This is a genomic window from Sulfurimonas sp. (genome assembly GCF_026196735.1).
Classification (GTDB): domain Bacteria; phylum Campylobacterota; class Campylobacteria; order Campylobacterales; family Sulfurimonadaceae; genus Sulfurimonas.
Map to the genome: position 1 here is coordinate 289,944 of NZ_JAPHUF010000002.1, position 15,529 is coordinate 305,472.

General features: G+C 34.3%; 13 protein-coding genes and 1 tRNA gene. 5 read left to right on the forward strand and 9 right to left on the reverse strand.

Features of this window, described 5'->3' with window-relative positions; translation table 11 throughout:
- Positions 1-4 precede the first annotated feature (4 nt).
- From cysE to hisS, 4 genes are read right to left on the reverse strand one after another with little or no spacing between them, the layout of a single operon-like run.
- The gene (gene cysE / locus OQK60_RS01770) at positions 5-706 is read right to left on the reverse strand and encodes a serine O-acetyltransferase (RefSeq protein WP_297683463.1); all 702 of its coding nucleotides are present in this window, start codon (positions 704-706) and stop codon (positions 5-7) included.
- A gap of 10 nt (positions 707-716) precedes the next feature.
- Complete coding sequence (speA, locus tag OQK60_RS01775; RefSeq protein WP_297683464.1) at positions 717-2,546, reverse strand: biosynthetic arginine decarboxylase; 1,830 nt, start codon at positions 2,544-2,546, stop codon at positions 717-719.
- Between the two features lie 10 nt (positions 2,547-2,556).
- The gene (locus OQK60_RS01780) at positions 2,557-4,284 is read right to left on the reverse strand and encodes an FMN-binding glutamate synthase family protein (protein WP_297683466.1); all 1,728 of its coding nucleotides are present in this window, start codon (positions 4,282-4,284) and stop codon (positions 2,557-2,559) included.
- On the reverse strand, positions 4,284-5,495 hold the full coding sequence (hisS, locus tag OQK60_RS01785; RefSeq protein ID WP_297683468.1) for a histidine--tRNA ligase: 1,212 nt from the start codon (positions 5,493-5,495) through the stop codon (positions 4,284-4,286). Before hisS ends, OQK60_RS01780 begins: the two co-directional genes overlap by 1 nt.
- 218 nt (positions 5,496-5,713) lie before the next feature.
- On the opposite strand from hisS, the gene OQK60_RS01790 reads away from it, so the two are divergent.
- Positions 5,714-6,391 carry a superoxide dismutase gene (locus OQK60_RS01790; RefSeq protein ID WP_297683470.1) on the forward strand — a complete coding sequence of 226 codons (678 nt, stop codon included), beginning with the start codon at positions 5,714-5,716 and terminating at the stop codon, positions 6,389-6,391.
- 7 nt (positions 6,392-6,398) lie between these two features.
- Here the strand turns inward: OQK60_RS01790 and tmk are convergent, their stop codons facing one another.
- Genes tmk through flgA form a run of 4 tightly spaced genes read right to left on the reverse strand, consistent with a single transcriptional unit; the run spans position 6,399 to position 8,831 of the window.
- Positions 6,399-6,971, reverse strand: coding sequence for a dTMP kinase (tmk, locus tag OQK60_RS01795; protein ID WP_297683472.1), 573 nt, complete (start codon positions 6,969-6,971; stop codon positions 6,399-6,401).
- Positions 6,956-7,447 carry a pantetheine-phosphate adenylyltransferase gene (coaD, locus tag OQK60_RS01800; protein WP_297683474.1) on the reverse strand — a complete coding sequence of 164 codons (492 nt, stop codon included), beginning with the start codon at positions 7,445-7,447 and terminating at the stop codon, positions 6,956-6,958. Before coaD ends, tmk begins: the two co-directional genes overlap by 16 nt.
- Positions 7,447-7,965 (reverse strand): UbiX family flavin prenyltransferase, encoded by a 519-nt coding sequence (locus OQK60_RS01805; protein ID WP_297683476.1) that lies wholly within the window; start codon positions 7,963-7,965, stop codon positions 7,447-7,449. The genes coaD and OQK60_RS01805 overlap by 1 nt, the downstream gene beginning before the upstream one ends.
- Positions 7,962-8,831 (reverse strand): flagellar basal body P-ring formation chaperone FlgA, encoded by an 870-nt coding sequence (flgA, locus tag OQK60_RS01810; RefSeq protein WP_297683478.1) that lies wholly within the window; start codon positions 8,829-8,831, stop codon positions 7,962-7,964. Before flgA ends, OQK60_RS01805 begins: the two co-directional genes overlap by 4 nt.
- Positions 8,832-9,005: 174 nt before the next feature.
- Between flgA and putP the strand changes: the two genes are divergently transcribed.
- Positions 9,006-10,469 carry a sodium/proline symporter PutP gene (gene putP / locus OQK60_RS01815; RefSeq protein WP_297683479.1) on the forward strand — a complete coding sequence of 488 codons (1,464 nt, stop codon included), beginning with the start codon at positions 9,006-9,008 and terminating at the stop codon, positions 10,467-10,469.
- A 75-nt stretch (positions 10,470-10,544) separates the two neighbouring features.
- Here putP and OQK60_RS01820 read toward each other — a convergent pair.
- Positions 10,545-10,628 (reverse strand) — tRNA-Leu (locus tag OQK60_RS01820).
- A gap of 145 nt (positions 10,629-10,773) precedes the next feature.
- On the opposite strand from OQK60_RS01820, the gene OQK60_RS01825 reads away from it, so the two are divergent.
- The 3 genes from OQK60_RS01825 (at position 10,774) to OQK60_RS01835 (ending at position 15,474) form a co-directional block, all read left to right on the forward strand.
- Positions 10,774-12,837 (forward strand): flagellar biosynthesis protein FlgL, encoded by a 2,064-nt coding sequence (locus OQK60_RS01825; RefSeq protein WP_297683481.1) that lies wholly within the window; start codon positions 10,774-10,776, stop codon positions 12,835-12,837.
- 73 nt (positions 12,838-12,910) lie between these two features.
- Positions 12,911-15,082, forward strand: a complete 2,172-nt coding sequence (locus OQK60_RS01830; protein ID WP_297683483.1) for a DNA translocase FtsK 4TM domain-containing protein — start codon at positions 12,911-12,913, stop codon at positions 15,080-15,082.
- Entirely contained in the window at positions 15,082-15,474 is a 393-nt protein-coding gene (locus tag OQK60_RS01835) for a DUF3820 family protein (RefSeq protein WP_297683485.1), read from the forward strand. The genes OQK60_RS01830 and OQK60_RS01835 overlap by 1 nt, the downstream gene beginning before the upstream one ends.
- The last annotated feature ends 55 nt before the right edge of the window (positions 15,475-15,529 follow it).

The window sequence follows — 15,529 nt, forward strand, 5'->3', positions numbered from 1 at the left end:
ATTTCTAATTTTTCATCGCTGTAATAAAAGATTCATATATTTTTTCTAGTTCTAAGTCTTGATCGAGCAATTCTTTGTTGTCCTTAACTAAAATATGCTCTAAAACTGCAACCCTTTTTAGCATATATTCAAACATCTCTTTATTAATATCAGGAAGCATATTGTGCATAAACGGATCTTTACATCTACCTTTTTCTATAACATGAGCAGGGATACCAATAGCAGTTGCATCGTCTGGAACATCTTTTACTACAACTGAATTCGCACCAATTTTTGCATTTTTTCCTATGGTAATATTTCCAAGTATTTTAGCACCTGCACCAAGTACAGCACCGGATCTAACAGTTGGATGCCTTTTACCATGGTTCAATGAAACACCGCCAAGAGTTACCCCTTGATAAATTAATACATCATCTTCTATGATACAAGTTTCACCAATAACAACGCCTGTACCATGATCAATAAACACTCTTTTTCCAATTTTTGCTGCTGGATGGAGGTCGATATTTGTAAGCATTTGACTCAGCCCCATAATAACACGAGAGAGTCTTTTAAAGTTTGCATTGTACAATCTGTGCGCTATTCTGTACCAAACAACAGCCCAAACACCTGGATAATTAAATAAAAAATTTATTTTTGAAGTTAGTGCTGGATCGTTTTTATAAGCATTGGAAAAATCTTCTTTGATTTCAGCATAAAGTCCCAAAATATCTCTCCTAATTTGTAGTTCTTAAATAACCATTTTGCTCTAAAAATAGTTCTAATTTTGCAAGTGTATCATTTTTTTCTTTTTCTGTGCTAAATTTTGAGCTTGACAAATCACTTATTAGTTTGTTATGTAACTCATTTGAATCGTAACCTATTGACTCTAGTATATTAAGTATACTTTTAGACTCAACAGCATTTTTTATCTCATAAGAGTTTTCATCTATACTTACCGTATATTCACTTGGATGAGTAAAAAGATTGTGATTCATTCCCAGTGTCTCTTGATAAGCACCGACATTAAAAAAGCCTAGAAAATATTCTTCTTCATCAAGATTAACATCATGCAGATAAAGAGGTTTTTCAGGATTAAATCCTATCTCTCCATCGCTGTCACATGTTATATCCCAAAGAGAAGCAGCTCTAAGAGGTGTTGTGTTTAGGTGGTGCAGAGGCATAACAGGAAAATGCTGACCAAGTCCCCAATAGTCCGGTAAACTTTGAAAGATAGAAGCATTTATAAGGTATCTCTCTTGTAGTTTTATTTGTAACTGTTCTAATTCATCAGTAGGATTTGCTGATTTTAAATATAGGGCTTTTTTTATAATGTTGTGAACTAAAATTTCTGCATTTGAACGGTCTTGCAGGTCTATGTAACCTAAATCAAACAGAGTTAAAAGTGATTCCATATGATCAAGCGCATCATGCAGATACTCTATACAGTTTGCGTTATTTAATAGCTTATTTAACTCTATAAGCTCCTTTATGAGAGGAGGATTAACGGTTTTAAAATTGAGTAATTTTTCATGATAATCTTGAGTAAAAAGCTCTAAAACCGGGGTTATAAGTACAGCATGAGAAGCTACAATAAATCTTCCTGATTCTGTAAAAATATTTGGGTGTTTAACATTTTTTGCTTTCATGATTTCGCCAAGCAAAAACACTACAGAACTTGAAAACTCATCTATAGAGTAGTTGCGAGATGTTGAGTGAGTATGTTGGTCATACTCAACGGCCAATCCTCCACCAATATTAATATTGTCAAGTTTTAAGGCACCCATTTTTCTAAGTTCAGCATAGATATTACCTGCTTCTCTGAGTGCTTTTTTAAGAGGTGCTATGTCAGACATTTGAGAACCTATATGAAAATGAATCATACTTAAATGCTCTAGCATATCTGCATCTCTAAGAAGAGTGATGGCTTCGATTATCTCCGTGGAAGTAAGTCCGAACTTTGCATCCATGCCACCACTTTTTGCCCAAGCACCACTTCCTGCACTGTGCAGTCTAACTCTTATCCCTATATTTGGAATCTTTAGCTTACACTCTTGTGCTACTTCAATAATAGTTTCAAGTTCGCCTAGTCCCTCAATAGTCAGTGTGATATTATGTCCGCTTTGAGCAGCCATAAACCCTAGAGTAATCATCTCTTTATCTTTAAAACCATTGACTGTAATATTGGAACCCATAGTGATTTTGCTCATTGCTAAAATAAGCTCTGCTTTAGAACCTGCTTCAAGTCCATAGTTATACGGCTCACCTTGAGTTGTTATAGCTTCAATAGCATGAGGAAACTGATTTACTTTTAAAGGGAAAACAGCGTTAAATTTACCTTTGTAGTTATTAGCTTGCATTGCTTTATCAAAGTATGAGTATAGAGTTTTTATCTGTCTTTTGATTAGATGAGGAAACCTAAGTAAAACAGGACCTCTTACTTCATTGGAACGAATCTCTTCAACTATTTGCAAAAGAGAAGGCATAGATTTGTAGTTTAATTTTATTTGCCCATCTTCAATAATAAAGTTTTTATTTGACCAAATATCTAGACCGAAGTTTTTCATATTTACCTAACTATACATGTAGTTTATGATGAAAATATTTTTCTACATCAAAGTATGTTTCACCGGTTTGACTTTTAAAAGTAAGCGAACTTCTGTTTAGTTTACTTATATGATCAATTCCAATAACTGCCAATACTACCTTCATACTCTTAATAAGATTATTGTGGTAGTTTCCTATCTCTTTACCTTCTTTGATAACTAAGTATGAAGCTCTTTTCTTTTCATCTTGCGTAGCCATTCCAACCGGACATACATGTGAGCCAAAACCAGAGCACATTCTCGCACGAATACACCCGCCACTCATCATAAATCCTCTAGCAATGCCAACAGCGTCAGCTCCCATTGCCATTGTTATTATGGCATCATCAGGCGTCAAGATCTTTCCGCTTGCTATAATCTTTACATCATCCCTGAGGTTGTATTTACGAAGAAGGGTGTCAAGAACAAAAAGTGCATTATTTGTTGTGAGTCCAACAGATTCCATGAGCTCTAACGGCGCAGTAGCACTTCCTCCCTCTCCACTATCAATAGTTATATAATCAGGTATATTTCTTCCTGCTGATTTTCGTCCTGCTATTTCTCTAACTATTTCTTCTACGGCAGTAGAATCTGAGATAACTATTTTAAAACCTACCGGCTTTTTAGAGATCTTTTGTAGCTTTTCAACAAAATCAAGAAGATGAGCAGTTGTATCCGCATAAGGAAATCTATTTGGTGAAAAAATATCTTTACCTTCTTCTACGCCTCTATAGTAAGCTATATCTGCAGTAACTTTTGCCGCAGCCAATTTTCCGCCTGTTTGTTTCGCACCCTGTGCAATTTTTATTTCTGTCATACGGCAAAATTTCATTAACTTTTCATATCTTAACTCATCAAACTTTCCATTTTCATCACGAACACCATAAAGCCCTGAGCTCATTTGAAAAATCATATTTGGAATATCTGAAGGAATTTCTTTTGGGAAAGCTTCCAGCGGGGCGTTCCAGTTTACACGAAAGAGAACATGTGAAGTGGTGTCATAGATATAAGTATTTTGAGTTTTTTTATTCAAGAGTATAGTTCTGTACCACTTAATAGCTATTTTACCGTTGAAAAGTAATTTGCCAACTTTATATGCAAATTCAGAGAATGCTGTACTTTTAACTACCTCTAGGTAATCACAATTTTTAAGATCAGGCTTGTGAGTAAAAAGATGATTTGATGTAAGTCCGCCTTCACCGGTGTTAATCGTTAATTGTGTTCTTGCGCCTGCAATAGAAAATGCACGGATTGCCTCAGGAGAAAGTGCGCCATCACTCATGGCAGAGCGTATAATAGGCGTATGAGATACAAAAGGAATTTCTCTATTTTTTCCAAAAACAACTGAAGTATCATCGCTGACTTCATCTTCATTCAATACATTGTTAGCATGTTTTAAAACAAATCTTGATCCTGAAAATGGTTGCGCAACTGAAAATGATTTATAGTTTGGAATATCTTTAGCAGCTTTATAAACCCAGTCTACTTTATCTTTTGAGTCATAAAATGTCTCTTCTGCAAAATATTGACGAAGAGGTTCCCTAAGTGCTTCAAAAACATATCTAAAACGACCAATGACAGGGTAGTTTATAAGTAAAGCATGTTTTCTTTGAACAAATTTATCATAAACAAATAACATTACAAGGTATACAATACCCGCTAGTAAAAAAAACTCGATAAAATCTATAAAAAATCCCCATATCGCATGTATTATATCCATTAAAAATCCTCCAAAGATATTGTTTCTTCTGTTTTATTTTCTAAATCTTTTACCCATATGGTAGCATCTTTTAGTTCGTTTGAACCTATCACAGCGCAATACTTAGCATTTACTTTATCGGCTGCTTTTAGATGTTTTTGTAGATTTTTTGCTTTATAGTCTATGTTTACTTTATCGCTTTTTCTTTTTTTATGCGCAAGTTTTACAACCAAGTTTACAGCCTCTTCATCCATAGCTCCAATATAGTAACCATCTCTTGAAGCTTCTGGCATCACGATTAGTTCCATAAGTCTCTCAATACCAATGGCAAATCCAACAGCAGGAGTAGAGCGACCATCTAAAAACTCAACAAGTCTGTCGTATCTTCCACCACCGGCAATCGCACTCTGGCTTCCTATATCATCGCTAACAAATTCGAATGCTGTTTTTGAGTAATAATCAAGTCCGCGAACAAGGTTGGTATCTATTTCATATTTGATGCCGTTATCCTCTAAAATCTTCTTTAAAGTATTAAAATCATCTTCGCATGCAGAACATAAATTTTGTAAAAGTTTTGGAGCATTTTCATAAAGCTCTTGGCATTTAGAGTTTTTACAATCAAGCACACGAATAGGATTTGTTTCCAGTCTTTTAACACAATCTTCACAAATATTATCTTTGCGCTCTTGTACAAACTCAACCAGTTTATTGCGGTAATCAGGCATGCAGTTGTTATCACCAAGAGAATTTAGTTGAAGTCTATAACCGATACCTAGTTTCTTTAGTATATCACTTACCATCATTATCATAGTTGCATCTTCATATACGCTATCAACGCCGAAGCTCTCTACTCCAAATTGATGAAACTGTCTTAATCTGCCTTTTTGAGGTCTTTCATATCTAAACATAGAACCGTGATAAAAATATCTTTGTATCCCTCCGGCCTTATCAAGCTTTTTTTGTATAAATGCACGAACAACACCTGCTGTACCTTCAGGACGGAGACAAACATCGTTTTGACCTTTATCTATAAACTGATACATCTCTTTTCCGACAATATCACTAGACTCACCGACTGAGCGCTTAAAAAGAGCTGTTTCTTCCAAAAGGGGAGTCTCGATAAAATGAAAACCGTATTTTTGTGCTATATCCGTAGCAGTATTTATAAAATATGTAAATCTCTCATAGTCCTCACTTAATATATCATTCATTCCTCTAAGTGAATTAATCATTTATGTCCTTGATTGGTTTGTATTATTATTTAGTTTATTTTATATGAAAGGATACCATTTTTTACTTATATTTGATTGACTTATGCTTGTATTTTTTGAGAAATATAGTCTAAATATTAGTTTATACAGAGCTATTAAAAGTAGATTATTTATTTTAAAACAAATTTAATAATAAAATATTATACTGAGTAACATAAAAAAATATCAAAGGATAAATTATGATTAATTTACCAAACCTGCCTTTTGCTGACAATGCTCTTGAACCTTTTATCTCAGAGGAAACTATTGGATATCACTACTATAAGCATCACGCTGCTTATGTTAACAAGTTAAATGAACTGATTAAAGGAACTGAGTTTGATAAAATGTCACTTTCTTCAATTATTCGTGAGTCTGATGGAGCTGTTTTTAACAATGCTGCTCAGGTTTTTAATCATACCTTTTACTGGAAAAGTCTTAGCAGCACTAAGTCTGCTCCAAGCGGAAAACTTTTAAATAAAATAAATGATGATTTTGGTTCAGTCGAAGTACTAAAAGAGGAGTTTATAAAGGCAGGGAGCACGCTTTTTGGCTCAGGTTGGGTATGGCTTGTTAGGGAGCCTAAAGGGCAACTAATGCTCAAGCAAACACAAAACGCCCACACTCCGCTTAGTTCTAACCTTGTTCCACTATTTGTCTGTGATGTATGGGAGCATGCCTATTATATTGATTATAAAAACTTACGATTAAAGTACTTAGAAGAGTTTTGGAAGCATATTAATTGGGATTTCGCCGGAGAAGCTTATGATAAAACAGATAATCATGTTTTTATTGGGACAGAAGCGTGCAATGATATTCATGACCCTTTTTGTGAGATACTTGATGATTTACAAAACCAAGACAGAGTAACTAGCTAGACAACATTTAGTTAATATTATCTAATATCTCATTTGTTATTTCATCTATTTGTTTTGTAGCATCAACTATTACAAGCTCCAAGTTTAGGAGCTTTGTAGCCTCTATGATAGCATCTTGAATTTTTAAAAGATACTCTACGCCTCTCAGCTCTATGCCATCTAACTCTTTTTGTGAAAGTCTGTATTCCAGTTCTTCTTTTGTAAGCTTAAGCAAAAAAACTTTCTGCGGATATACACCACCTGTTGCAAATCTATTTAAATGCACTATAGCAGTTTCACTGATTTCATCCTGAACTAAAGCATAAGCCACACCGCTAACTACACTTCTATCGGAGATAATCATCTTGTCTAGGTTTGGTTCTATAACTTCTTTGATATGTTCGGCTCTATCAGCTAAAAAAAGTAAAAATTCAGCTTTTTTACTTTGTGCACGAGAGCTTAGTACGATTTCTCGAATTTCTTTGCCGATGTCTGTACCACCAGGCTCTTTTGTAATTATTGCATCCGGATAACGCTTTGATATACTACTTATCTGCGTGCTTTTGCCTGCTGTATCTATTCCTTCTATTGCAATGTACATGAAGTCATGCTCCCTATGATTTTTTGAACCTCTTTTGGAAGAAGATGCTCTGTTTTGCCATTAAATTTTAGTAGATTTCTAACAATTGATGAGCTTATAAATGCATGTTTTAGCTTTGGCATAAGATATACGGTTTCTATTGTATCATCAAGAGAGTTGTTTAGGTATCCAAGCTGCAGTTCATACTCAAAATCGCTCACTGCTCGTAAGCCACGGATAATTATGCTAGCGTCATGTGTCTTTGCAAGCTCAACCGTCAGGTTATCAAAACCGACAACTCTTACATTACCCAAGTTTTTTACAGCTTCTTTGGTCATTTCTATGCGTTCATTGAGGGTAAACATAGGCTTTTTGTCATGTGAGATAGCCACCGCCACAATAACTTCATCAAACAGTCTTAAAGCTCTCTCAATAATGTCGTAATGACCATTTGTAATAGGATCAAATGTCCCAGGATAAAGTGCAATTCTATTCATTATTCCCATCTTTTATATAAATTGTTTTTTATGCCAAGCAAGTCAAACCATTTGCCGATAACAAAGTTTTCCATCTCATCAAGAGTTTGTTGCTCAGAGTAGTAAGCCATTACAGGAGGTGCAATTATCACTCCTAGTGCAGCTAGACGCTGCATATTTTCAAGGGCTATAGCAGAAAAGGGCATCTCTCTTGGAGCTAAAATAAGTTTTTTATGCTCTTTTATCATTACACTTGCACATCTTGTTACCAAGTTGTCTGAAATCCCGCATGCTATTTTTGCCAAAGTGTTCATGCTGCAAGGCGCAATTATCATAGCATCTGTGCCGAATGAACCAGAAGCTATGCTTGCTGAAATATCTTCGTTTTCATGACATGTAACATTCATTTCTTTATCTAAAACTATCTCAGAGTTTTTTGTCATAATAAAATGTTTATCTATGTCTTTTGGAAGCAGTTTAAGTGTTTTAATACCCAAATTTACTCCGCTAGCACCACTTGTAGCTATTATCAATTTCATCTAATCTCCGCTCTATTTTTGCCAACAACTTTGACTTTGAGTCTTTCCCCGTTACTTTTTTCAACTCTTATTGTATCATTTACTTTACCGTCTTGAAGTGCTTTAGCACTAAAAGTAATCGCCATATTATCACTATAAATACTTACATTTATGAAAGAATTTTGTCTTATGACGCTAAGTTCTTCTACATCTCTGCGCGTTAAAATTTTGTTTTTTCTTATATTGTGCTTACTCTGCATAGAGCCTTTTTCTATATTTTGTATTGGTCTTGCTCTAAATTTATCTAGGATTATACTCTTTTTAGAGCTATTTATAGCTGATAACTCTACATCTTTTTTAATTTTTTTTCTACTAACATATACTGAAACTACCGCATCAATATAATAATTGAAAAATATTTTTTTATTTTGTGGTGTTTTAATATTTATGATTCCATTATTTTCTAGATAGTCCTTTCTCCTAATGTTTACAGTGTATTTATCAGGCAGAGATGTTGTATAGCTTCTCGGTTGAACTACAATACTTCTAATCTCTATTTCATCATATTCTTTTTCATAATAATTTTTTAGAGCAAGCTCTATTTTTGATGTATCGATTGGACTTTTTAGTATGAAATTTGTATAACTGTTTTTAGATTTATAGTCTGAATAACCATGTTTTTTAAGTATTTTTAGTAAATCTTTTGTTTTGACTCTTTTTGAATAATCACTATCGTCAATTTTAAAAAGTTTAGTGTCATTTCTTGCATCTGGAACTATGGAACTTAGATTAATTGTTTTTGAATCTACATAGTATATTTTGTTTAGTGTATTTTGAGCATTTACATTTAAAGATATTAGAATTAAAATAAAAAGTTTTATTAACATTGCCATCCCTTTAAATATTTTTATCATTTTAACATACATGTAGATAATATTAATGTCGTAGACTCAATACATTAGCATACGACACTATTATTTATTTAGGTATTTTGGTACAATGATTCATATTTCATATATATAAATTCGGGTCTATGAGGCCTTGCAATAAAGGAGTCATAGATGCAAACACCGGTTATAATATCATTTTTAATTTATATGTTAGGCATGATAGCTATTGGATTGTACTTTTATTTTAAAACAGACAATCTTAGTGATTATGTGCTAGGAGGAAGAGGGCTAGGGCCTGGAGTAACAGCCCTTAGTGCTGGAGCTTCAGACATGAGTGGTTGGCTGCTGCTTGGGCTTCCTGGCATGATGTATAGTGATGGGTTAGTTGCTAGTTGGATTGCAATTGGACTTATTATTGGCGCATTTATAAATTGGCACTATATTGCTAAACCACTTCGTGTATATACTCATTTTCTTAATGATTCCATCACTATACCTGATTATTTTTCCAATAGATTTGAAGATGATAAAAATATAATTCGTGTTATAACGGCAGTAGTTATATTGCTTTTTTATACACTTTACACATCTTCAGGACTTGTTGGAGGGGCAAAACTATTTGAAGCTACATTTAATTTAGATTATTCTACTGCGCTAATAGTTGGTAGTTTTATTATTGTTTCATATACATTTTTAGGCGGTTATAATGCTGTAAGTTGGACAGATTTTATTCAAGGCATACTTATGATGTTAGCCCTTGTCATAACACCTATTGTGGTTATATACGAAATCGGCGGATGGAGTGAGTCAATACGAATTATAGAACAAACCGATATAACTAAGCTCGATTTTTTAAGTGGAAGCTCCATCATTGGTGTTATCTCTTTACTCACATGGGGACTTGGATATTTTGGACAACCGCATATACTTGTGCGATTTATGTCAATTGCAAATAAAGATGAGATGAATCGAGCAAAAACTATTGGAATGACTTGGATGACACTCTCCATTTTAGGGTCACTTTCTGTTGGATTTTTTGGATATGCATATGTAATTGCAAATGGCATTGATTTGCAAGATAGTGAAAAAATATTTATAACACTCTCCCAGCTTCTTTTTAATCCATGGATTGCAGGTTTTTTACTTGCAGCAATATTGGCTGCAATTATGAGCACTATTGATTCTCAACTTCTTGTATCATCATCTGTATTGACTAGAGATATATATCATGCTATATTGCACAAAAGAGCAACTAATCGTGAATTAGTATGGGTAGGTCGTTCTACTGTAATTATTATTGCACTTATTGCTTGGTATATCTCAACCGACAGTAACTCTAGCGTGCTTAAGCTTGTATCTTACGCCTGGGCAGGTTTTGGGGCCGCATTTGGACCACTTATCATTTTGTCTTTATATAACAAAAATATTACAAAAATAGGAGCAATTGCCGGAATGATTGTTGGTTCAATTACTGTTATTGTATATAAACAGCTCGAAGGTGGCATATTTGATATATATGAACTTCTCCCAGGTTTTATCTTTGCTTGGTTGGCAATAATAATTTTTAGTAAAGTTGGTGATGCATCTTCTTTAAAGTGTAGAGAGACTTTTAGCAAAGTACAAACTAAGTTATAAAATTAATAAAATAGGTTATTTATATTTAGAAGCAGTATGTAGAAAATATTAACATAGGTGTTAAAAAGCTATATATGGTACCAGAGAGGGGATTTGAACCCCTAAGCCCGAAGGCAGCGGATTTTGAATCCGCCGTGTATACCGTTCCACCACTCTGGCATGAAAGAGTGAAATGATAGTGCTTTATAACTTAAAGGTTTGTAAAATAAACAAAAAGAATATTTAGTCGATATTTAGGCAATGGAACTTATATTGCTTTATACAATATAAGAAATATAATTGAACGAGTATACGGAGGTTCATTATGAGAATTACATCTAGTATGTATTATAAAGATATTTATGGTCAGAACAACTCTAAATTGAGTAAAGAACTTTTTGATGTAAATAAGCAAATAGCATCCGGATTACAAATTCAATATGCAAAAGATGATGTTGGAATATTCGTAGAAACGATGAGACTAGATAACGAGATGGTTGTGCTTGGCCAAATCCAAAAGAGTACAGAGAGTGGCTATAAGTTTTCAAATCAATCAGATGTAGTTTTAAGTGAGTTTGAAGAATCTATAAACAAAACAAGAACTCTACTTATTCAAGCTGCAAATGGAACAAATGACGATGTATCTCTAGATGCGATTGCTCAAGAGTTAAGGGCGATAGAAAGCAATTTTAAAAACTTAGCAAATACTTCAATAAATGGTCAATACCTATTTTCCGGTTCAGCCGTGGATATAAAACCGATAAACGATGATGGAACATACAATGGTAATGATGTTGCAATGAGTGCGTTTACCGGTTCTGGAATATCACAACAATACAATATAACTGGCACAGAATTATTTTTTGGAGAAGAAACTACAAGTAAAAGACAAATAACTTCTAATGTTGTTCAATCTCCTAATGTTGGTAATGTTCTCGATGGAAATACTACTATGGCTGATTACAACGGTACTCTTCCTGGTGCTAACCAACACCACTTTTACTTAAGGGGTACGAAAAGCGATGGCACAGCATTTAAAACAGATATTCAGCTGGGTAATGCTGATACTATTGATGCTTTGCTCACTAAAATTGGTGAGGCGTACGGAAATACCGGAAGCGTAGATGTTGTAAATGTTTCCATGAATGCTGATGGACAGATAGTAATAGAAGATAAAATGAAAGGTTCTAGTAAATTAGACTTTCATATGGTTGGAGCAGCAGATTTTAATGCGGCAGATAATCTAGCCGCAATTACAGATATTGATGCTTTAGATGTAGAGACGACAGATTATGCTACTGCTTCAGCTGGAGCTGGAGATATTTTTGTTAGAGAGTATACTCAATCATCTCTTACTTCAGCAGGAACTGCTGCTTCAAATATAGAAGGTATAGTTTACGATAGAGCAGAGTTTTCTAAAAATGGCTCAACGATTACATCTAATGCGCCTCAAATTTTAAAAGAAACAAACACATCAACAACTCCTGTTACAAAACTAGATAAAAATGCTTTTGCAACACCATCAACAAAAATATCTGATGTTGCAGACTTATCTCAAGGCATAGCTGACACATTGGATGGAACAACTTTTAATTTAGAGGGAACAGATATTAATGGTGTTGCTTATAGCGCCACTGTTGATTTTACAGCAGGTGGATCTACATTTACAGTTGGAGGAAACACCTACAATATCTATAACGCAGATTCAGCAAGAACTCCTACTGAGCCGGACGATATGACATACCAACAACTAATGGATGTTATGAATATGGTTACTACAGATACTCTTCCTGCTACTGTGCCAGGCACGGCAGCCGAATATGATACAGCTATAAAAAATTCAAGTCTCTTAGGCAATACGCATCTAACATATGACGGCAAAATTGAATTTAATGACCTTTACAACTCAAGTACTAATGTATCAATAGCCTTATATGATTCTAATAGTGATAATTTTGCCGTTGGAGCCTCATCTTCTGTTATGACCTTCAATACAAACAATGCATTGACGGTTACAGACCCAAAAACTGATTTCTTCAAAACCTTGGATGATGTTATCAAGTCAGTTGAAGACCACAAGCTTAACCCAGATTCATCATCGGGCGATCCTAGAAATGTGGGGATACAAAACGCCATATCAATGCTTGATGATTTAAGTGATCATGTTTTTAGATCACACTCTAAAGTTGGTGCTCAGTCAAATGCTTTGACAACTTCACTTGAGAGAACAAGTGCTCTTGAAATAAGCACAATGACACTTAGATCTTCAGTGATTGATACAGATTTAGCAGAAGCTTCTTTGGAGTTAACTCAGCTAAATAACAATTATCAAGCTATGTTATCAACAGTAGGTCAAATTTCACAATTAAGTTTGGTTAACTACCTTTAGAAGCTTATTTTGGAACAGTTTTAGCTATACTTCTCTTTAATTAATTATATATATCTTTAAAGGAAGTTGTAGTTTGAAAGACACTATATTTATAATAACTTTTGGTTTGTTAATCTATCTGGGATTTGCAACACTTCTTGGCGGCACAGCTCTAATGGGTACATATGGTGCTACTTTTGCTTTATACAATCATAAATATTTCGGTTATATATCTTATGTATATATCTTTGCGTCTTTAATCCCTTTATATCTTTTTTACAAAAACACTACTCTAAACATTAGAAAACTTGAATTAGCGATAACTTCGTTTTTAATTTTATTTTCTTTTTTATTAGCGCAGGCAATGCTCGTAACAGACGAATACAGAGGCACAATTGGTGCTGATTTTGTAGATTTTTTATCTCCTTATATCGGAACATTCGGGTTGTGGGTTTTTTGGTTGATAATTACTTTAGTGTCAATAGTCATAATTATAGATAAAAATACTCATGAACTTGTTGATATGTTTTTAGCTAATCTGAAAGATTTGGTAACTAGCAAGAGCGAAAACCATAAACAAGAAAGTACTGCAGCAACATATAGCAACAGTGCTTCATATGAGCAGCAAGCCCAAGAAGAAGATTTTGAAGATGAAATTGACAAACCTGCTTATCTCAGAAGAGAAAATCCTGTTGAATTTTCAGAACCTTTGTCAAAAGAAGTGCCAAAAACTTCTAAAGAAAAACATACTAATATTTTAGATTTAGTTCAAGATATAAAAGAGCAAAACAATACAGTTGTTGTACAAGAGCTAGAAGAAAATGCAAAGTTATTAGCAGCTATAGAAAAAGGAAAGGTAGAAAAGCCTAAAAATTTCACTCTACCATCTATAGATTTTTTACAAAAACCAAGCTCAAAATCACATAGCGTGGATGAGAGCGAACTAGATGACAAGATAGGTTTTTTGATAGAAAAACTTGCACACTTTAAGATAGACGGCGATGTCGTAAGAACATACGCAGGGCCAGTTGTTTCTACATTTGAGTTTAAACCGGCTGCAAATGTTAAAGTAAGCAAAATTTTAAATCTTCAAGATGATTTGGCTATGGCTTTGAGTGCTGAAACTATTCGTATTCAAGCTCCCATTCCCGGAAAAGATGTAGTCGGCATAGAAATACCAAATGCTACTGTCGATACTATATACTTAAGAGATTTGCTTGATAGCAAGTTATTTAAAGAGTCCTCATCGCCTTTGACCATAGTTTTAGGTAAAGATATAGTCGGTAAACCATTTATTACAGACTTGAAGAAGCTGCCTCATCTTCTTATAGCAGGAACAACCGGCAGCGGAAAAAGTGTCGGGATAAATGCAATGATACTGTCACTTTTATATAAAAATTCACCCGATCAGCTTAGACTTCTTATGATTGACCCAAAAATGCTCGAATTTTCTATATATAATGATATTCCGCATCTACTTACTCCGGTTATAACAAAGGCCAAGCAGGCAATCGTAGCTCTAAACAATATGGTTCATGAGATGGAGAGACGCTACGGACTCATGAGCGAAAACAGAACTAAAAATATTGAAAACTACAATGCAAAAGTGAAAAAAGAAGGCGGAGAGCACCTCCCATACATAGTAGTAATTATAGATGAACTAGCTGACTTGATGATGACAAGCGGAAAAGATGTAGAGCATTCCATCGCAAGATTGGCTCAAATGGCAAGAGCTTCAGGGATACATCTAGTAGTAGCTACTCAAAGGCCATCAGTAGATGTTGTAACAGGACTTATAAAAGCAAATCTTCCATCTCGTATATCTTACAGAGTAGGGCAAAGAATTGATTCTAAGATAATTCTTGATCAGCAGGGAGCAGAATCTCTGCTTGGCAAGGGAGATATGCTGTTTACGCCTCCAGGCTCTACCGGTTTAGTGCGTTTGCATGCGCCTTGGAGTACAGAGAATGAAATAGAAAGCATTGTTAACTTTATCAAGTCTCAAAGAGAACCAAACTATGACAAAAGTTTCTTAGTAGAAGAGAGTGAGCTTAGTCAATCATCTTCAAATGAAACATATGAAGAACTAGATGAACTGTATGCAGATGCTAAAAATGTAATTTTATCCGACAGAAAAACATCTATATCTTACCTGCAAAGAAAACTTCAAATAGGCTATAACCGTTCAGCTCGACTTATAGAGCAGCTAGAAGGAGAGGGTGTGCTTTCGGCTCCAAATACAAGAGGTATTCGCGAGATTATTTAATGAAAAAAGCTCACTTTATCTTTACGAAACTTGCTAACTCGTTTAGTGTACATGTACAAAACCTTGAAGAGCTCTCTGTTGAACAAATACAAGAAATCCAAACATTTGTAAGTGCGCGAAAAGGTGTGTTTGATTTTGAGACTTATACATTCGCTATTCAAAAAAAGATTGAGTTTAGAGATTTTATTTCATTGATGAAACTTACAATTGCAAATTCTACATGTGAAGAGAATATATTAAAAACTCAGCAAAAAGAGAAGGTTGAATTTGGAAAATATAAGGGGATGTTCTACTCAGAACTTCCAGACTCTTATCTTTTATGGCTAAAAAGTAACTATAGAGGCAAAAATAGAGATATTATCGATGCTGAAATAAGTTTTAGAACCTTATAACTCTTTTATCCAATCATCTTTTTATAGCACTGACTCGCTCCCTAAGCTCCTCTGT